The following is a 16,920-nucleotide window of genomic DNA, read 5'->3' as shown; positions in this document are numbered from 1 at the left end:
CATGGCGAAGCCCTTGGTGGACAAGTTGTCGACCAAGAGCTACAAGTCACACCAAGGGCTTCGCATGCTGTTCTGTCCAGCGACGATCACCTTGTCCAATCGCACTCCCGGCCACGACGGCAGGTGGCTCCGGGAGATCGGCATTGGCCACCCCAAGCCACAATCAAAGGACCGTGAATTCACCGTTTGCGTCTACCTGCTGCCCACCGTGATCGAGCTTGCCGCAGTCAGGGCACCGCCGGCGATCTGGCTCGCAGGCTAGAGATGACCAAGCAGGCCGCGAGCCGCCTCGCCGACCAGCTCGTGGCACTTGGCTACTGCGACCGCGAACGCAGCGAGACCAACCGGCGTCACGTCCTGTTGAGCGCCACCGCCGAAAGACACGGCGCCGCAATGGTCCTGCTGGCTGCCATTCAGAAGATGGACGCGAGCATGCTCTCGTCGCTGGACTCCGGCCAGCGCGAAGTGTTCCACCAGTATCTCGCGCAAATGCTGGGGTAGCACCGAAGTACCTCGCGGCCGCTCGCGTCACTAGCGTCCGAACCCGTGCGAAAACTCTTACGTCCACAATGGATCTTCCTGCTGCTGGCGCTGGTCGGTGCGCTTGTCGCGGCACCGGCGTTCGCCGCCCCGCCATACTCGGTGACCCTGGTCAACAAGACCGGTGGTCCGGTCTGGGTGGGCAGCGTGGTGAACGCCGACGGCTCGCAGAGCATCGACAAGCTGCCGATGCTCAAGGTCGGCGAGTCCGCCACCGTGCGCATCCCGCTCGGCCCCGCGAACCACTGGCGCGGCAAGTTCTTCGCTCGCCAGCACTTCGTTGGCAGCATCAAAGCAGCTCAAATGAGAAAGGAATGAAGGGCATCGTCGAGTCGGGCGAGCTGCTGGCGTCGAAGGGAACCAAGAACGCCCGCTACGGCGACGGGCAGTACTTCACCGACATCGCCCCGGAGGCAGTCGCCGCGCTGTGCAAGGACGAGCTGAGCGCAGCACAGGTCGCTGGTGGCAGGATTTCGAGATACGAGCTCGTCCAGCGACTGTTCGGTCGGCCGAGGAAAGGCGGGTACTACAAGATCACGCGTTTCGTGGAGATCGATGTGTCGGGACTCAACCTGATCAAGGGGCGTGAGCACGTGTTCGCGCATCTGTCCAACGATGCGCTCGACATCGCGAGCCGGATCGTGAGAAATGGGAAGACACCGTTTGATGAGCGCTGCGTACGTCCGATTCGAGATCGAGCCGTTCTCGGCCAACGATGGTTTCGCCGTGTGCGAGTTCGTCGACGGTGAGCCGGTCCGTCAGGTGACCGTGGTTGGCGACCGGATGTGGGCGGACGCCGTGGCCCGACGGACAAGGGTGAGTACGCGGCCCCGCACGCACTCACGACAACACGTACACGGTCGTCGGCACTCCGGCCAGGGCACGGCTGGCGATCGACTCGATCCGATCCCGGTCGCCACCGGCGAGACCGCCGCCGATCTTCGGCATGTGCACCGTGGCGTTTCGCTGCCGTGCGTGCTCAGCGAGCTTCTCCAGGCAGGACTCCAGCGCGTGATACCTGATCGGCGACCCTTCGGCCGTCCGGCGCAACCCGTGCTGGCCGATCATGTTCGCGACCCACTGGTGGGTTCCACCTCGACGAGGCGCACGGCGCCGAGCCCGAAGTCGTTGTGCTCGCGTTCGCGGTACCACTGTCGATAGCCCCGTTCAGGCTCCGGCCAGGGCAGGGAGAGCGCGACGACAAAGCCTTGTCCCAGCCTCCGGATTCGTTGCACACGTGGGCAATGATCTTAGGCCTGGATTAGTCGATGGCGCGCAACAGTCGGCAGATCTCGGTCACGGCGTCGTGGGCGCCGTCGCCGTGGGCGCGGACGGTGATGGTGGCGCCTGCGGTGGCGCCAAGGCCCATGACAGCGAGGATCCCCGTAGCATCAACCGTCCTGCCCTGGTGTGTGATCTCCAGTCTGCAGGGCAGTTGCGCGGCCGCTCTGGCCAGCTTGCCTGCGGGTCGTGCGTGCAGGTGTGCGGGCAGCACGACGTCGATCTCGGCCGTGTCGTCGGCGTGCAAGGACGTGTCAGAACTTGGCGACATGACGAGCCTCCTGTGCGGCGGTCGTGACCGCGGCGAGATCGGCGCCACCGGCAGCTGTGACGGCGGCAGCGACGGCGCCCTCGACGAAGGGGGCGTCCACCAGCACCACGTCAGCCTGGGCGTGGTCGTCCAGCACCGCGCGGGTGGTGATGACCGAGCTGCCGAGGTCGGGCAGGACGACGACGCCACGGCCCTGGTTGGCGTCCTTCACGGCAGCGGCGATCGCGTCGTAGCTGGTGCCGATCCGGCCGTCGGCCGTGCCGCCGGCGGCGATCACCGAACCCGGCTGGACGCCGAGCTGGTCGAGCAGCGCGCGCAGTCCGGATGCCAGCTCCGCACTGTGCGACACGAGTACTATCCCAACAGGTTGCATGAACGAGATGCTGTCATGCTGAATGCTGTTCAGCAATACTGAATTGAGGTTGAACGTGGTCCAGTCAGTACAGCGGGCGGTGCAGATTCTGCGACTGCTGAGTGCGGGTGGCCCGCGGCTGGGCCTGGCAGAGCTGGCCGACCGTGTCGGAATCGCCAAGCCCACGGTGCACGCGCTGCTGCGCACGCTGGAAGCGGAAGGCCTGGTCGCGCAGGACCGCCAGACCGGCAAGTACGTGCTGGGGCCGGGCGTGCTCACGCTCGGCAACGCGTTCCTGGAGACGCACGAGCTGCGGATGAGGTCGCTCACCTGGGCTGATCTGCTGGCGGCCCGCGCCAACGAGGCCGTCTGGGTCGCTGTGCTGACCGGCGACCACGTGCTGGTCGTGCACCACGCGTTCCGGCCGGAGGGTGCGGTGCAGATCCTGGAGGTGGGGGCGAGCATTCCGTGGCACACCTGTGCGCTGGGCAAGGCGATCGTGGCGTTCCTGCCTGAGCAGCGGCAGGCGGAGTTGCTCGCCGGGCCGCTGCCGCCACTGACCGGCTGCAGCATCGCTGATCCAGATGCGCTGAACGACCAGCTGGAGCAGGTGCGATCCAGCGGTTACGCGCAGGAGGACCAGGAGTCCACGCTCGGCGACGCGGGGATCGCCGCGCCGGTGTTCGACAGGTCGGGACTTGCCGGCGCGATCGGGGTGGTCGGCCCGGTCGAGCGACTGCTGGCGGACGGGCAGAACCAGGATCTGGCCGTCAAAGTGCGGGAAGTGGCCCGCCAGTTGTCCCGTGAGCTGGGAGCTGGCCGCGCTCCGCTCGCGCGCGCTCTCGCCTGACATCGATCCTTGACAGTGACCTGGGCCACGCTTACCTTCATTTCGTTCAGCAATAACGAACGCTGTTCAGCAAGATGGACCCCGGTTCCCCGCTGAGGAGGTGAGCGCCCGCACTGTCGCGGGCGTCCCCATGGCTGACAACACATTCCCCCAGGCACTGATCGCCGAGATGCTCGGCACTGCCACGCTGGTCTTCATCGGCGTCGGATCCGTCCCCGCGACGCTGATCGTGGGTGGCGACGCCCCGTTCACCATGGCCCAGCTGGGCATGATCTCCCTGGCCTTCGCGACCGCCGTCATCGCGATGGTCCACACGATCGGGCACGTCTCCGGCTGCCAGATCAACCCGGCCGTCACGCTCGCGCTGGCCGCGACAGGGCGGATGCCGTGGCGGCAGGTACCCGGCTACCTCGCCGCACAACTCGCAGGCGCGACGGTGGGTGCGCTCGCCATCGTCGCCGTTCTTGGCCACAAAGCCGTAGACGTCGGACTGGGCATCGCCTCCTACAGCGCCGATGTCGGTGCCGGCCAGGCGTTCGCCGCCGAGGCGATCGGCACGTTCCTGCTCGTGCTGGTGGTGTTCGGCGCGATCGACAAGCGGGCGCCACAAGGTTTCGCCGGCGTGGCCATCGGACTCGCCGTGTTCGCGATCATCATTCCGATCGCTCCGGCCACCGGTGCCTCGATCAACCCTGCCCGCACGTTCGGGCCGATGCTCACCGGACAGCTGTTCGGCGGCACCGTCCACTGGGAACAGCTGCCCGTCTACCTGCTCGCCGAGATCGCCGGCGGACTCGCCGCCGCGGCCGTCTACCACCTCATCGCCACCACCCGGCGCGTCGCCGCGCAGCCTGCGCCGGTCCAGGCCGAAGGAGTCCTGTCGTGAAGAAGCTCATCAACACGCCGGAGTCGGTGCTGACCGACGCGCTGGCCGGCATCGCCGCGTTCCACCCCCAACTCCGGGTGGACACCGGCAACCGGGTCATCGTCCGCGCCGACGCGCCGCGGACCGGGAAGGTCGCGCTGGTCTCCGGCGGCGGCTCCGGCCACGAGCCACTGCACGGCGGGTTCGTCGGGCCCGGCATGCTCGACGCCGCATGCCCCGGCGAGGTCTTCACCTCCCCGGTGCCCGACCAGATCCTGGCCGCGGCCAAGGCCGTCGACGGCGGTGCGGGCGTGCTGTTCGTGGTGAAGAACTACACGGGCGACGTGATGAACTTCCAGCTCGCCGCCGAACTGGCCGCCGACGAGGGAATCACGGCACGCACCGTGCTGGTCGACGACGACGTGGCCGTGCAGGACTCCACGTGGACCGCGGGGAGGCGCGGTACCGGCGCGACCGTGTTCGTCGAGAAGATCGCCGGCGCGCTCGCTGACCGGGGCGCGGACCTGGACAAGGTCGCCGAGATGGCGGAGAAGGTCAACTCGGCCTCCCGGTCGTTCGCCATCGCGCTGACCGCCTGCACCACGCCGTCGGCCGGGCGGCCCGGCTTCGACCTGCCAGAGGACGAGATCGAGATCGGGGTGGGCATCCACGGCGAGCCCGGCCGCAGCCGCGGAAAGCTCAAGCCTGCCAAGGAACTCGTGGCCCTCGCGATGGACGCGATCCTGACTGACCAGCCGCTGGGCGCCGGCGACAAGACCATCGTGATGATCAACGGGCTGGGCGGCACTCCGCTCATCGAGCTCTACGTGGTGGCGGCCGAAGTCGCCGCGGTGCTCGCAGCGCAGGAGGTGCGCATCGGTGCGAGCCTGGTCGGCAACTACGTGACCAGCCTCGACATGGCCGGTGTGTCGATCACCGTCTGCCGCGCCGACGACGAGATGCTCGACCTGTGGGCGGCGCCGGTGGCGACGTCGGGGCTGCGGTGGGGCAGCTGATGGCGCACCATCAGCCCACCGAGCACGATGGCGGCATTGCCGTCCGAATCGAGGAGGAGCCGGTGGACATCGCCATGGTCAGCGCGTGGATCCGGGCCATCGCCGCGACGGTCGAGGAGCACCGCGACCAGCTCACCCAGCTCGACTCCGCGATCGGCGACGCCGACCACGGCGCCAACATGTCCCGGGGCTTCACCGCCGTCGTCGTCGCGCTCGAAGACTTCCAGCCGAGCACGGTCGGCGACGTTCTGGTCAAGACCGGCAGCACGCTCATGTCCACTGTGGGCGGTGCTTCCGGTCCGTTGTACGGCGCGGCCTTCCGCGCCGCAGGCAAGGCCCTGACCGAAGCGACGGCCTCCCCGCAGCAGCTCGTCGAGGCCCTGCACGCCGCAACGGCAGCCGTCACCCAGCTCGGCGCGGCCACCCTCGGCGACAAGACCATGCTCGACGCCCTCGCGCCGGCGGTCACCGCGCTCGAGGAGGCGGTCTTCCACGGCGCCGACCTGGCGTCAGCGTGGCGGACGCCGCCAAGGCGCCGACGAAGGCGCGCACTCCACCATCCCGCTGCAGGCCCGCAAGGGCCGCGCGTCGTACCTGGGTCCGCGCAGCATCGGCCACCAGGACCCCGGGGCGACGTCCACCGCGTTGATCTTCACCGCGCTGGCCGGGGTGGTGGCCGCCCGGTGAACCAGCTGCGCTTCACCGGGCGCGCGGCCAGCCCCGGCACCGCCGTCGGTCTGCTGCACCGCACCGACCGTCCGCTACCCACCGCCCTGCCCTGGAACGGCATCGGCAATCCCGCCACCCAGATCACCGAGGCCTTCCAGGGCGTCGCCGCCGACCTGCTGTCCACATCGGAGCGACTGCGCGCGGACGATCGCTTCGAGGACGCCGACATCCTCGAAGTCATCAGCTATTTGGCGATGGACACCGACCTGCGGGCGCTGGCCGTCCAGCACGCCAAGAGCGGCCTGCCACTCGCCTTGGCCGTGCAGCGGGCGGTGGACCACCACGCCGCAGCGCTGGCGGCAATACCTGATCCGACGCTGGCCGAACGCGCGGCCGACGTCCGCCAGGTCGGCAAACGCGTGATCGCCCGGCTGCACGGCCACGACCACGACCTCGGCGCCGACGGCCCAATGGTCCTCATGGCCAACGAGATCGGCGCGGCCGACCTGCTCGAGCCGGCCACCACGGTGGCCGCGGCCGTGTCGGTCACCGGCGGTTTCAACTCCCACGCCGCGATCGTGGCGCGCTCGCTGGGCATCCCGCTGCTCGTCGGGGTTCATCCCGCGGTGCTCGACCACGCCGACGGCGCACCCGTTACCGTCGACGGCGAGCACGGAAAGATCATCATCAACCCGAGTTCAGCCGAGCAGGCCGCCACCGGCGAGGCGATGCGTGCCGCCCGGCAACGCCGAGAAGCCCTTGCCGCGGAACGACATCTGCCCGCACAGACGCGCGACGGCCACACGATCACCTTGCGCGCCAACATCGCCACCACCATTGACGCGCGCGCCGCGACCACCACCAACGCCGACGGTGTGGGCCTCCTGCGCACCGAACTCCCGTTCCTCGACGCCACCGAGTGGCCCAGCGAGGCCCAGCACAGGAGCGTTCTCCGGCCCGTGCTGCGCGCCCTGGCAGGGCACCCGGTCACCGTGCGCACCCTCGACTACGCCGACGACAAGCTGCCGCCGTTCCTGTCCGGGGGAAGGACCGGCCGGCTGGGCAGGGGCCTGCCGCTCATGCTCGCCGAGCCCGACGCGTTCGCCCGCCAGTTCCGGGCCGTCCTGGCCACCGCAGGCGACTGCGACGTCCGCATCATGATCCCGATGGTGGCGACACCCGGAGAACTGGACGCCTGCCGCCACATCCTCAACCGTGTCGCACACGACCTCGGCGTCGCGCCACCGCCGCTGGGTGCGATGATCGAACTCCCCGAAGCCGTCGCCGCAGCCGACGACATCGCCTCCCGCGCCGACTTCCTGTCGATCGGCAGCAACGACCTCACCGGGCAGATCCTCGGCCTGGACCGCCGTGATCCCGCGCTCACACCGCAACTCGCCGCACACCCGGCCGTACTGCGCGCCATCGCCGACACCATCGCCGCAGCGCACCGCCAACACGAACGCGTGTCCGTGTGCGGCGACGCCGCCGCACACCCGCTCGTCGTGCCGCTGCTGGCCGGGCTCGGCTGCGACGTGCTCTCGACGGCACCGGCCCATCTCGACCAGGTACGCGCCACCATCCGCCGTCTCGATCACACGACGTGCGCCAACATCGCACACCACGCCCTCACCCTCACCACAGCGGAGCAAGTCTGGGATGTCGTCCGTGAACACTGCAGCCCGCGACTTCCCTGACCACGCGCCGAAACTGGGCCTCGGCCTCGCAGCGCTGGGCCGACCCGCGTACATCAACCTCGGCCGCGACGGCGCATTGCCCGAGGCACGCACCGTGGACGCGATGCGGGACACCTGCCGTCAGGTCCTCGACGCCGCCTACGCGGCGGGCGTCCGATGGGTCGACGTAGCGCGCTCCTACGGCTTGGCCGAAATGTTCCTCGCCGGATGGCTGGCCGACCGGGGCATGCCGGACCTGACGGTATCCAGCAAATGGGGCTACACCTACGTCGGCGGTTGGCGGCTTGACGCCGAGGTGCACGAGATCAAGGAGCACTCAACCAGCCGGTTCGCCGAGCAGTGGACCGAGAGCCGGGCACTGCTCGGTGAACGGATCGCCATCTACCAGGTGCACTCGCTGACCCCGGACAGCCCGGTGTTCACCGATCAGCCGCTGCTGGAGGCGTTGGCCGGACTGAACGCGCAGGGCGTGCGGGTGGGCTTCTCCACGTCCGGCTCCACGCAGGCAGAGACCATCGAGCGCGGTATGGCCCTACGGGTAGCAGGGCAACCGGTGTTCACCGCCGTCCAGTCGACGTGGAACGTGCTGGAACCCTCGGCCGGCCCGGCCCTGGCCCAAGCCCACCGCAGCGGTGCCCACGTGCTGATCAAGGAGGCCATGGCCAACGGCAAGCTGGCGACGAACCCTCCGACCCCACTGCTCGAGATCGCGGAGCGGCACGGCGTTGGCCCGGACGCCATCGCGATCGCCGCCGCGCTGTCCCACCCCTGGGCCGACACAGTCCTGCTGGGACCCACCAGCACTGACCAGTTGTCGAGCAACCTGTGCGCCGCAGCCGTGTGTCTGACCGAACAGGACCTGCAACAGCTCGCCCCGCTGGCGATGCCCACAACGGAATACTGGTTCGAGCGCGGCATGCTGACGTGGTGCTGACCACCGTGGCCCGGCTTGCCGCCTCTGGGGGATCGATCGAGCGGTGGGGCAGAGACGCGCCAGGCCGTCGGAGGCCACCCGCCGGGGCACTGCTGGCCCGCGCCGCTGGTGGATCGGCTTGGTTCCGTCACGCGGCGTTGCACGAGCACGGCCTTCTACCGACGGCAGGGGCAGCCCAAGATCATCTCCTGCCGTCGGTGAAGTTCCGTGCCGGAGACTCCTCTACTCGGCCAGCTTCACTGGAGGCTGACGTGGCGATAATCGGTTGGCGCCTAACGACCCCGGCAGTCCTCACCCTGATGTGAGCAATTGCGTGAATGGCGACGTGCCCGGAAACCTGGTGAGCTGCCTAAGACCGCGTCAACGACCCCGTGCACAGGTCACATCGTCGACCATCAGCGATCTGACGAGCTGCATCTCCGTCGACAAGAACAGTCTCGGCCTCCCCGCGGTCACGAGTGCGGGGGCGCTGGTCACGATCACGGTCGACGCCACGGCGTCCGAGGCGAACGGTACGGCGTGATCTCGGCGCCCATCCCGTCCCACCACGGCCGGGCGCCATGATCGACTCTACGGCACCGCAGGGCCTCGGTCGTCACCAAGGAGCGACATCACGGTCCGATCAGTCCTTTGTGGACGCTACAGCGGACGGCACCGTCGCGAGTGCGGACATAAGGGGGTCCCTGCTGACACCCGGTGTCAGCAGGGAGGAACGCCGACCTGGCCGTCCGTTCCAGTCGTTGAGTTTCAAGAACATCACCGTCGAGCTCGCGAGCAACAGCGACTTGCCTGAGGCGTGAGCCAGCAGGCGGCGGCCCCTGACCGCCGCACTGATCGGGGGTCTGATCGTTCGGTCGGGCACCTGCGTTCAGACCACTTCGGTGACTGGCTCGGCGGTGTCACCCCTGATCACGCCGAAGGCGTTGGTGTGCGCTCCGCGGGCTCCACTGTCCACGTCGTTTGTGGAGGTCGCCGGTGTGGACAGCTCGTCGGATGTGTCCTTACCCGTTGCTCAACGCACCGGGGTCGAGTGTCTGGACGCGGTTGGTGATCAACCACCTGCCGTCGATCTTGCGCAGGGTGTCGATGTAGGTGCCGGTGGCATACACGGTCGGAACCTGCTCGGTCTCGGCGACCCAGTACCAGGACGTGGCGGTCGCGGTGTTGCCCGCGATGTCAACCATGGCGGGGCCGCTCATGTGTCGCTTGCCCTTGGTGAAGCCCTGTTCAGCGAGCCGGACGAACATCGCCTTGATCTCGGCGCGTCCGTTCGCGGAACTGAACGGGCTTTCGTAGCGACCGTCCTCGGCGTACAGGTTCGCGTAGCCGTCCGCGTCTTTGAGGTCGATGTAGATCTGGTGCCGGTTCAGGATCTCGTTGATCTCCACCCGGTCGTAGAGGTCCTCTCGGCTGGTTGTTTCCATTGACTGCGACATGGGGACTCCTCGTTCACCATTAGTAACTTCGTTGATAGTCAAGATTCATTACGATGTCCGTGCCCGGCGCGTTCCGCGATGTCCACGAGCTCGCGGTGTCGCGCCACAGCGGAGGTCGGCACGACCGGGAAACCGAAGCGAGGCCGGTTCGTTGGCATTCCATTCAGGATTTCTTGGCGTACGCGCTGGCGAGTTGGCCGACGATCGTGGCGAACGGCATGTCGATCGTGGCGTAGAGCTCCGCGGCCAGTGGTGAGGCGTTGTCGGCGAGCATTTCCACTGCCGCCGTGGCGTAGTCGGTGAGGATCACCCCCGCCTGGTGCATGCGAAGCAGGCCGGTGGTGCGCTTGGTGTCGCTGAACGTGCCTGAGGCGTCGATCGCCGCGTGCACGTCGTAGCCGGCAGCGGTTGCCGAGATCGAGGGGAGCGCCACGCACACCTCGATCGAGATGCCCGCGATGATGATCTTCTTGCGGCCGGTCGCCTCGACGGCGGCGCGCACGCGCGCGTCGTTCCAGGCGTTGACCGTGCTCCGATCGATGATCTCCAGATCCGCGGGCAGCGCCTTGGCCAGTTCCGGCACCAGCGGACCCCACATGCTGTCGGCCGAGGTGGTGGTGGCCACGATCGGCACGCCGAGTACCTCTGCTGCCTTGGCCAGGCCGACGACGTTGTGCTTCAGCTGCGCCGTCTCGATGTCGCGGACGCCGGTGAACAGGCCGATCTGATGGTCGACCAGCAGGAGAACGGCGTTCTCGCGCGTGAGCATGTCGAGGAAGCGGGCAGTGTCGGGCATCGATGCTCCTCTAGTCATAATCTTGATAGTCACTAACTTTGACTAGTGGAACTGTGTGGCCGAGCCGGTTGTTCCCGATCGGGTCCTGATCGCCGGTGACATGGGTCACCAGCGCGACGGCTGGTTCTCGGCCAGCTATATTCACCGGCGTTGACAGTCAACGACCTTGATGGAACGTGGTGCTGTGGGACGACGCAGTCAGCGGAAGCAAGACGATCCCGATCTGGGCATCCTCGCCGCCCGCCTGCTCTTCTCCGTGCAGAAGGAGTTGTTCGAGACCCTTGCCGAACAGGGACATCCTGATCTGCGGCCCCGGCACGGTGCGGTTCTCGGCTACCTTGACGCCGAAGGAACCAGAGCGACCGAACTGTCCAGACTGTCAGGGGTTCACAAGCAGGTCATCGGCAACCTGATCGACGAGCTGGAAGAACTCGGCTATGTGGAGCGCCGGCCCGACCCGCAGGACCGGCGTGCCAAGCTCATCGTCCCGACCGACCGCGGTCTCGAAGAGACGGTGAAGTCGGACGCCATCATGGCGGCGATCGAGCAACGACACGCGGAGGCGCTCGGCGAGCGAACATATGCACGCTTCAAACGCGCCTTCCGGAACGTCACGGCACAACAACTCGCGCACCTCACCGGGGAAGAACAAGCTGGCACCTGAACGGATGCAGCGGTGGCATCAAGCCGGGCAACCCGACTTGGACGACGGCGACCGTTGGTGCCGACCTGCACGCGCGACCTGACCATGTCCGCGCGGAGTCGGTGTGCCCGGCCGAGATCGCTCCGGCTGGCCACTCGCCGTCGACCACGCACGTCAGTTCGATTACGCGCAGCCGATGATGATGACGGAAGCGGTTCCATCAGGTGGTCCCAAAGTCCCTGGTCAGCGTCGCCGCTGTACCTCGGCCCGGCCGCAGGAGCAGCCATGACCCACCCAAGCCGAGGAACAGCGGTCATTGCAGGGTGGTGAGGGTAGGTGCTGCGCCAGGCAGCTGCGCGTAGTCGGCTTGATCAGTCTGGAGAATCGGCAGCTGTGCGAGTCCTGATTCCGTTGCCCGACCACGACTTCGATGTCACCGAGGTCGCCGGGTCGTGGCGCCTGCTGACCGATGCCGGCCACGAGGTGGTCTTCACGGCCGAGCACGGCGGACACCCGTCCCAGGCGGACCACCTCCTTCTCGGCGGCGTCCTTTTCGGACAGTTGGGTGCCGAACCGGGGCCCAAAGGGTTCTACGAGCAGCTTACCGAGGCGGCGGAGTACCGCGAGCCGACCGCCTGGGCGGCCGTCGAGCCCGCGGAGTGCGACGGACTCGTACTGCCCGGCGGACACGCACCGGGCATGCGCCAGTACCTGGTTCCTTCCTGCTGCAGGGAAAGGTTGCCGAGTTCTGGGCACTGGACCGGCCGGTGGGCGCGATCTGCCACGGCGTGCTGGTGCTGGCGGGTGCGAAGGATCCGGGCACCGGCCGCAGGTTGCTCACCGGACGCCGCACGACGTGCCTGCCGAAGTACATGGAGCGCACGGCGTACTTCCTCACCGCGTGGCGGCGTGGCCGGTACTACCGCACCTATCCTGACTTACGTCCAGGAGGAGGTCGTCGCGGCCGGAGCGGTGTTCGAACGCGGCCCGGCCGAACTGTCCCGCCGCGGTCCGGTCGAACTGTCCCGCCGCGGCACCGCGGCCGACGACACGTCGGCGTTCGTCGTGCGCGACGGCAACTACGTGTCGGCCAGGTGGCCCGGTGACGCGTACCTGTTCGCCAGGACCTTCGCCAGCCTGCTCGAGCGGTGACCGGTCCCGGACCTCGCGGCGCGAGCAGCGTTTTGCTGATCAGCTACGTCCAACTGAACCGAAGGAAGGCGTGAGAGCGCTCTCACTCAGCAATCGCGCGCCCAACGACGTCATCTGCTCATGCATCCGGTGACGCCGAGTTGTCTCGCACCCGAAACCGCCCGACGTGCGAGCCTGCCCGAGCCGACGGAGTACGGATTCGTCTGCGCACTTCTGGAATGGAAGGACGAGGAGGGCAGGTGAGCGCCAACACGAAGGTCACTCGCCGCGATCTCAATGCGGCCCGCGCTCGGCCGAGTTCGGCGGAATCGACGTCGTGGTCGGCCACGCTGGTGGTGTCGTGCAGGGCCCTGTGGCAGACTTCGGGCCCGACGAGCGGCTTCTTCGACAAGGCCGGCTCGGTCGTCTGGTGACCATGTCAGCTCCTGTCGGGGTTGTGGCGCTGCTGCTGGCGGAACTTGCCGGGTGCTGTGCCGAACACCCGCTTGAACGCGTTGGCGAAGGCGAACTCCGAGGTGTAGCCGACTTGGCGTGCGATCGCGGCGAGTGGTGCCTGGCCGTGCCGCAGCAATCGCGCCCCGGTGCTCAGTCGCCACCAGGTGAGGTAGGACATCGGGGCCTGGCCGACGAGTGAGGTGAACCTGCGGGCGAAGGCGGTCTTGGACAGCCCGACCGCGGCGCCCAGTTCCTGGACTGTCCACGGGTGTGCGGGCGTGCGGTGGATGTGTTGCAGTGCTGTGGCGATCACTGGATCTGTGAGTGCGACGCACCAGCCCTCGCCGGGACGGTGACGTGAGGCTTCCTCGTCGAGCCAGGCGCGCAGCAGGTAAACCAGCAGCAGGTCCATCAGAGCGGGTAGCGCCGCAGCGGCACCGGGGCGGGCGTCGATGAGATCTGCGCCGAGCAGATCGACCGCTGTGCGCAGGGCGGAGTGGTCACCAAGCCGAGCAGGCAGGTGGATGACCTCGGGCAGGCTGTGCAGGAACGGGTGGGCCTGTCCGCGCTCCAGCCGGTAAGCGCCGCACAGCAACTGTGTCTGACCTGGCGCGGGCTCGTCGTCCGGTGGGCCGGTTTCCGGTGCTTGCGGAAGTTCCGCGATCGTCCTGTCTGGACTGTCGCTCATGCCGTGCACCGCGCCGTGCGGCAAAAACACCACGTCGCCCGCGCCAAGGGCGATGGGGGAGCCGCACGGGGAGATCAGCCAGCAGTTGCCCTCGAGCACGACGTGGAAGCCGGCGCCGGGATAGGGGCCGAACGCGTAGCCCCACCGGCCGGTCAGACGGGAGCGGGTGAACTTGGCGCGGCCCGCGCGGACAGTGGAGATCACGTCGCTGAAGACATCCATGCATCATGCTACGACGTCGACGTCGGTCCAATGGAGTATGTGTGCGGTCGGTTGTCGCATGGGAAAGACCACATCGTGCCCTTAATGTCGATGACGATCAATCCATCGCATCTGGAGGACACACGAACATGACCGCATATGTTGTGATCGATCTGAATGTCGCGGACCCAGAGGGTTTCCAGCAGTACGTCGACGGTGTGACGCCGTTGATCGAGAAGGCTGGCGGGCGCAACGTCCTCATCGACGGCGACGCACTGGTGCTCGAAGGTGACTGGGCCCCGCCGACGCTTGTGATCCACGAGTTCAGCAGCAAGGCCGCGATTCAGGAGTTCTGGGACTCGCCGGAGTACCAGCCGTTCAAGGAACTGCGCCGCAAGTACTCCACCGTGAAGGTCGTCGTCGGCGAAACCGCCTGACCCCGAGCACGTTGGTCAGACGGCCAGCGTGCTCAGCAGTACCACCGCGTCGGCGGAGCGGGACCCCGGTTCGGCCGGTTGGGCGACCAGTCGCTGGCCGGGCGCGCTGGTGATCGGGAAGATCTCCGTGCGCAGGTGCAGCTCGCCGACGTCGGGGTGGAAGAAGTGGCTGCCGTGGACGACCGGGCCGCGTGGCTCGGGTTCGGCCCAGAGCCGGCGAAACTGCGGACCGGCGATCGCGAGTTCGCCGACCAGCTCTCGCAGTGTGCGCTCGTCGGTGGCGCGATGCGCGGCTTGGCGCAGGTCGTGGACGGCGGCGCGGGCGGTGGTCGTCCAGTCGCGGAAGAACTCGCGTCCGGCGGGGTCGAGGAAGATCATGCGGTGCAGGTTGTCGCTGTGGACGAAGCTGCTGTGCAGTGCGGAGGCGAGGGCGTTGCGCGCCAGGACGTCGTTGGACCAGCCGAGGACGTAGGCGGGCGCCGTGGTCCAGTCGTTGAGCAAGGCCAGCAGGTGAGGGCTGACGCGTTCGACCCGGCCTCGGGTCCGCCGGCGCCTGGTGGGACGGGCCAGGCGGTGCAGTTCAACAGTGGCGCTCTCGTCCAGGCGCAGTGCCCGCTTCAGGCTGTCCACGGTCTGATGCGTCGGGCGCTCGTGTCCCTGTTCCAGTCGGGCGTAGTAGCCCGCGCTCAGCCCGGCGAGCCGCGCGACCTCGTCCCGGCGCAGCCCGGGAACGCGCCGGCGACCCGCGGTGCTCAGCCCGGCCTGTTCGGGCTGAACGAGAGCACGGCGCGTGCGCAGGAACGCACCCAGCGCCGTGTTCCGCTCACCGTTCATGCGATCGAGGCTAGGGGAGGAGAGCAGGTCTCAGCCTGGGTGCGTCCCACCCAGTCAGGGCGCGGTTGACGGGAGACCGCCGCACGGGTTGAGTCTGCCGTCATGGTCGGCACACCTCTCGGTGATTTCCTCCGTGCCCGGCGCGAGGCGCTCACGCCGCGGGACGTCGGGCTGCCCGAGCACGGCCGCCGCCGGGTCAAGGGCTTACGCCGCGAGGAGGTCGCGATCCTCGCCGGGGTGAGCAGCGACTACTACATGCGCCTGGAACAGGGCCGCGAGTCCAGTCCGTCGGCGCAGGTGGTGGAGGCGGTGGCCCAGGCGCTGCGGCTTGACGCCGCGGCCACCGAGTACCTGTGGCTCCTTGTTCAGCCATCGGAGGCGAGAGCATGGCGCCGCACCGACGGCCTCCCGGTCAGTGTTCAACTGCGTCAGCTCATGGACGGCTGGTCCGACTCGCCGGCTTTCGTCGTCGGGCCCGCGTTGGACATCCTGGCGTGCAACACCATGGCCGCCGCGCTGCACGACAGCTTCACGCCCGCGGACAACCTGGCCCGCATGGTGTTCCTCGACCCCGCCGGGCGCGAGTTCTACCGGCAGTGGGAGCGCGCGGCGTACTCGTGCGTGGCCGAGATCCGGGCCGCGTACGGGCAGGATCCCGACAGTTCGCGCATTGCCCAGGTCGTGGCCGAACTGTCCGCCCGCAGCCCGGAGTTCGCCGACCTGTGGGCTCAGCACAACGTGAAGCCCAAGACCCAGGAGAGCAAGCACCTGCATCACCCGCGTGTGGGTGACCTGCACATCCAGTTCTCCACGTTCACCGTCAGCGGCGCCCCGTACCAGCACCTGGTCGTCTACCAGGCTGAGCTCGCCTCCCCGACCGCGGAGGCGTTCAAGCGGCTGCGCGCCGACGCCGACACGGCGTCCGCCTCCCGCGCGGCGGAAGTTCCGCGCGTCTAGGTCTCGTCGCGGTTCCCTTGGGTGGGTGCATTTCTCCCAGGAAATCCGCGGCCTTCCTCCGGTTGTCCCCCGTGGACAAACTCGAATCTGTCAGCGGCGGGAAACGCTCGTCGCACAGGCAGAACAGCCGGAAGGAACGAGATCATCATGTCCACCTGGTTCATCACAGGAGCATCTCGCGGCCTCGTGCGGAGATCGCCCGCGCCGCCCGCCACGGCGGTGACAACGTCGTTGTCGTCGTGCGCAACCCGGACCGAGTGCCGGAAGACCTGAAGAGACGGCGGCGAACACGTTGGTCATCGCGCTCGACGTCACCAACGCCCAGGCCATTCCCGGAGCCGTGCAGGCCGCCACTGACCGCTTCGGCGGGACCGACGTGCTGCAGCCTGCCGACGTCGCCGAGACCGTGGCGTTCATGGCCGCACCAAGGCTTCACCGAGTACCCGATGTGCAACGTGCACCGGCTGATCGAGTCCGGCCGCCGTCATCCTCATGTCCACTTTCGACGGACACCGGATCAATCTGATGACCAACGGCTTCAACATGCCGATCGCCCGCGGCGCGCTCGGAGTGCTTCGTCAACATCGAGTGCGCCGTGGTCGACGACCGGCTTGTCGACGACCACCACCTGTGGATCCTCCGGGGCGAGCGCCTGGCTGTACGCCGCCGAACGAGGCGCGGGCGAGTTCCGCCGCCATGGCGACGGAACGGCCTCGACCACTGCGTCCACTGTGGACCTGCGCGACCGCATGACCAAATGGGCACTACTGACCCGCTGATCACAAGAGAGCAGGAACGACCATGTCCACCACGCACGAACTGCTGCGCCGGAGCGTCTCGGACCCGCGACGCCGCGTCCTGCTGAC

At 68.0% G+C, this 16,920-nt stretch carries 23 protein-coding genes; 15 read left to right on the top strand and 8 right to left on the bottom strand.

All coding sequences use genetic code 11. The annotated features are described in order from the left end of the window. Position 1 precedes the first annotated feature (1 nt). Genes FXN61_RS26020 through FXN61_RS26005 form a run of 4 tightly spaced genes read left to right on the top strand, consistent with a single transcriptional unit; the run spans position 2 to position 1,289 of the window. Positions 2 to 262: a hypothetical protein gene (locus FXN61_RS26020; RefSeq protein ID WP_167976651.1), complete on the top strand. Its 261-nt coding sequence runs from the start codon at positions 2 to 4 to the stop codon at positions 260 to 262. A 2-nt stretch (positions 263 to 264) separates the two neighbouring features. Then, positions 265 to 501 (top strand): MarR family winged helix-turn-helix transcriptional regulator, encoded by a 237-nt coding sequence (locus FXN61_RS26015; RefSeq protein ID WP_167976650.1) that lies wholly within the window; start codon positions 265 to 267, stop codon positions 499 to 501. Positions 502 to 546: 45 nt separating this feature from the next. Beyond that, entirely contained in the window at positions 547 to 858 is a 312-nt protein-coding gene (locus FXN61_RS26010; RefSeq protein ID WP_167976649.1) for a thaumatin family protein, read from the top strand. After that, on the top strand, positions 855 to 1,289 hold the full coding sequence (locus FXN61_RS26005) for an HYD1 signature containing ADP-ribosyltransferase family protein (protein ID WP_167976648.1): 435 nt from the start codon (positions 855 to 857) through the stop codon (positions 1,287 to 1,289). The genes FXN61_RS26010 and FXN61_RS26005 overlap by 4 nt, the downstream gene beginning before the upstream one ends. Before the next feature lie 91 nt (positions 1,290 to 1,380). Here FXN61_RS26005 and FXN61_RS50885 read toward each other — a convergent pair whose 3' ends face one another. The 3 genes from FXN61_RS50885 to dhaM form a co-directional block, all read right to left on the bottom strand. Continuing rightward, a complete protein-coding gene (locus FXN61_RS50885) occupies positions 1,381 to 1,608 on the bottom strand; it encodes a macro domain-containing protein (RefSeq protein WP_223165596.1) in 228 nt (75 codons plus the stop codon). A gap of 193 nt (positions 1,609 to 1,801) precedes the next feature. After that, positions 1,802 to 2,092, bottom strand: coding sequence for an HPr family phosphocarrier protein (locus tag FXN61_RS25995; RefSeq protein WP_167976647.1), 291 nt, complete (start codon positions 2,090 to 2,092; stop codon positions 1,802 to 1,804). Then, positions 2,076 to 2,465: a dihydroxyacetone kinase phosphoryl donor subunit DhaM gene (gene dhaM / locus FXN61_RS25990; RefSeq protein WP_167976661.1), complete on the bottom strand. Its 390-nt coding sequence runs from the start codon at positions 2,463 to 2,465 to the stop codon at positions 2,076 to 2,078. Before dhaM ends, FXN61_RS25995 begins: the two co-directional genes overlap by 17 nt. 22 nt (positions 2,466 to 2,487) lie before the next feature. Between dhaM and FXN61_RS25985 the strand changes: the two genes are divergently transcribed. The 5 genes from FXN61_RS25985 (at position 2,488) to FXN61_RS25960 (ending at position 8,475) form a co-directional block, all read left to right on the top strand. Next, positions 2,488 to 3,294: an IclR family transcriptional regulator gene (locus tag FXN61_RS25985; RefSeq protein WP_188135492.1), complete on the top strand. Its 807-nt coding sequence runs from the start codon at positions 2,488 to 2,490 to the stop codon at positions 3,292 to 3,294. A gap of 130 nt (positions 3,295 to 3,424) precedes the next feature. Continuing rightward, complete coding sequence (locus tag FXN61_RS52700; RefSeq protein ID WP_167976645.1) at positions 3,425 to 4,180, top strand: MIP/aquaporin family protein; 756 nt, start codon at positions 3,425 to 3,427, stop codon at positions 4,178 to 4,180. Then, a complete protein-coding gene (gene dhaK / locus FXN61_RS25975) occupies positions 4,177 to 5,175 on the top strand; it encodes a dihydroxyacetone kinase subunit DhaK (RefSeq protein WP_167976644.1) in 999 nt (332 codons plus the stop codon). Before FXN61_RS52700 ends, dhaK begins: the two co-directional genes overlap by 4 nt. Beyond that, complete coding sequence (gene dhaL / locus FXN61_RS25965) at positions 5,130 to 7,541, top strand: dihydroxyacetone kinase subunit DhaL (protein WP_446684947.1); 2,412 nt, start codon at positions 5,130 to 5,132, stop codon at positions 7,539 to 7,541. The genes dhaK and dhaL overlap by 46 nt, the downstream gene beginning before the upstream one ends. Beyond that, the gene (locus FXN61_RS25960; RefSeq protein WP_167976642.1) at positions 7,504 to 8,475 is read left to right on the top strand and encodes an aldo/keto reductase; all 972 of its coding nucleotides are present in this window, start codon (positions 7,504 to 7,506) and stop codon (positions 8,473 to 8,475) included. Before dhaL ends, FXN61_RS25960 begins: the two co-directional genes overlap by 38 nt. A 1,001-nt stretch (positions 8,476 to 9,476) precedes the next feature. Here FXN61_RS25960 and FXN61_RS25955 read toward each other — a convergent pair. Both FXN61_RS25955 and FXN61_RS25950 read right to left on the bottom strand, forming a co-directional pair. Then, a complete protein-coding gene (locus FXN61_RS25955) occupies positions 9,477 to 9,911 on the bottom strand; it encodes a nuclear transport factor 2 family protein (RefSeq protein WP_167976641.1) in 435 nt (144 codons plus the stop codon). A gap of 163 nt (positions 9,912 to 10,074) precedes the next feature. Next, entirely contained in the window at positions 10,075 to 10,707 is a 633-nt protein-coding gene (locus FXN61_RS25950) for an isochorismatase family protein (protein ID WP_167976640.1), read from the bottom strand. Positions 10,708 to 10,891: 184 nt separating this feature from the next. On the opposite strand from FXN61_RS25950, the gene FXN61_RS25945 reads away from it, so the two are divergent. The 3 genes from FXN61_RS25945 to FXN61_RS25935 all read left to right on the top strand — a co-directional run bounded on the left by FXN61_RS25945 (position 10,892) and on the right by FXN61_RS25935 (position 12,915). Then, positions 10,892 to 11,371 carry a MarR family winged helix-turn-helix transcriptional regulator gene (locus FXN61_RS25945; RefSeq protein WP_312877997.1) on the top strand — a complete coding sequence of 160 codons (480 nt, stop codon included), beginning with the start codon at positions 10,892 to 10,894 and terminating at the stop codon, positions 11,369 to 11,371. A gap of 372 nt (positions 11,372 to 11,743) precedes the next feature. Next, positions 11,744 to 12,502: a type 1 glutamine amidotransferase domain-containing protein gene (locus FXN61_RS25940; RefSeq protein ID WP_223165593.1), complete on the top strand. Its 759-nt coding sequence runs from the start codon at positions 11,744 to 11,746 to the stop codon at positions 12,500 to 12,502. A gap of 239 nt (positions 12,503 to 12,741) precedes the next feature. After that, positions 12,742 to 12,915 carry a hypothetical protein gene (locus tag FXN61_RS25935; RefSeq protein WP_167976638.1) on the top strand — a complete coding sequence of 58 codons (174 nt, stop codon included), beginning with the start codon at positions 12,742 to 12,744 and terminating at the stop codon, positions 12,913 to 12,915. A 5-nt stretch (positions 12,916 to 12,920) separates the two neighbouring features. On the opposite strand, the gene FXN61_RS25930 is transcribed toward FXN61_RS25935, so the two are convergent. Beyond that, on the bottom strand, positions 12,921 to 13,847 hold the full coding sequence (locus tag FXN61_RS25930) for an AraC family transcriptional regulator (protein ID WP_167976637.1): 927 nt from the start codon (positions 13,845 to 13,847) through the stop codon (positions 12,921 to 12,923). 128 nt (positions 13,848 to 13,975) lie between these two features. On the opposite strand from FXN61_RS25930, the gene FXN61_RS25925 reads away from it, so the two are divergent. Beyond that, entirely contained in the window at positions 13,976 to 14,263 is a 288-nt protein-coding gene (locus FXN61_RS25925) for a DUF1330 domain-containing protein (RefSeq protein WP_167976636.1), read from the top strand. Positions 14,264 to 14,278: 15 nt separating this feature from the next. Here FXN61_RS25925 and FXN61_RS25920 read toward each other — a convergent pair whose 3' ends face one another. Further along, positions 14,279 to 15,097 carry a helix-turn-helix domain-containing protein gene (locus FXN61_RS25920; RefSeq protein WP_167976635.1) on the bottom strand — a complete coding sequence of 273 codons (819 nt, stop codon included), beginning with the start codon at positions 15,095 to 15,097 and terminating at the stop codon, positions 14,279 to 14,281. A gap of 102 nt (positions 15,098 to 15,199) precedes the next feature. Between FXN61_RS25920 and FXN61_RS25915 the strand changes: the two genes are divergently transcribed. Then, positions 15,200 to 16,054 (top strand): helix-turn-helix transcriptional regulator, encoded by an 855-nt coding sequence (locus FXN61_RS25915; protein ID WP_167976634.1) that lies wholly within the window; start codon positions 15,200 to 15,202, stop codon positions 16,052 to 16,054. Between the two features lie 163 nt (positions 16,055 to 16,217). Here the strand turns inward: FXN61_RS25915 and FXN61_RS25910 are convergent, their stop codons facing one another. Next, a complete protein-coding gene (locus FXN61_RS25910) occupies positions 16,218 to 16,490 on the bottom strand; it encodes a hypothetical protein (protein ID WP_167976633.1) in 273 nt (90 codons plus the stop codon). A gap of 175 nt (positions 16,491 to 16,665) precedes the next feature. Between FXN61_RS25910 and FXN61_RS25905 the strand changes: the two genes are divergently transcribed. Then, entirely contained in the window at positions 16,666 to 16,833 is a 168-nt protein-coding gene (locus FXN61_RS25905) for a hypothetical protein (protein WP_167976632.1), read from the top strand. The last annotated feature ends 87 nt before the right edge of the window (positions 16,834 to 16,920 follow it).

The organism is Lentzea indica (assembly GCF_012184385.1).
Classification (GTDB): Bacteria; Actinomycetota; Actinomycetes; order Mycobacteriales; family Pseudonocardiaceae; genus Lentzea; species Lentzea indica.
This window is presented reverse-complemented; position numbering and strand designations above follow the sequence as displayed.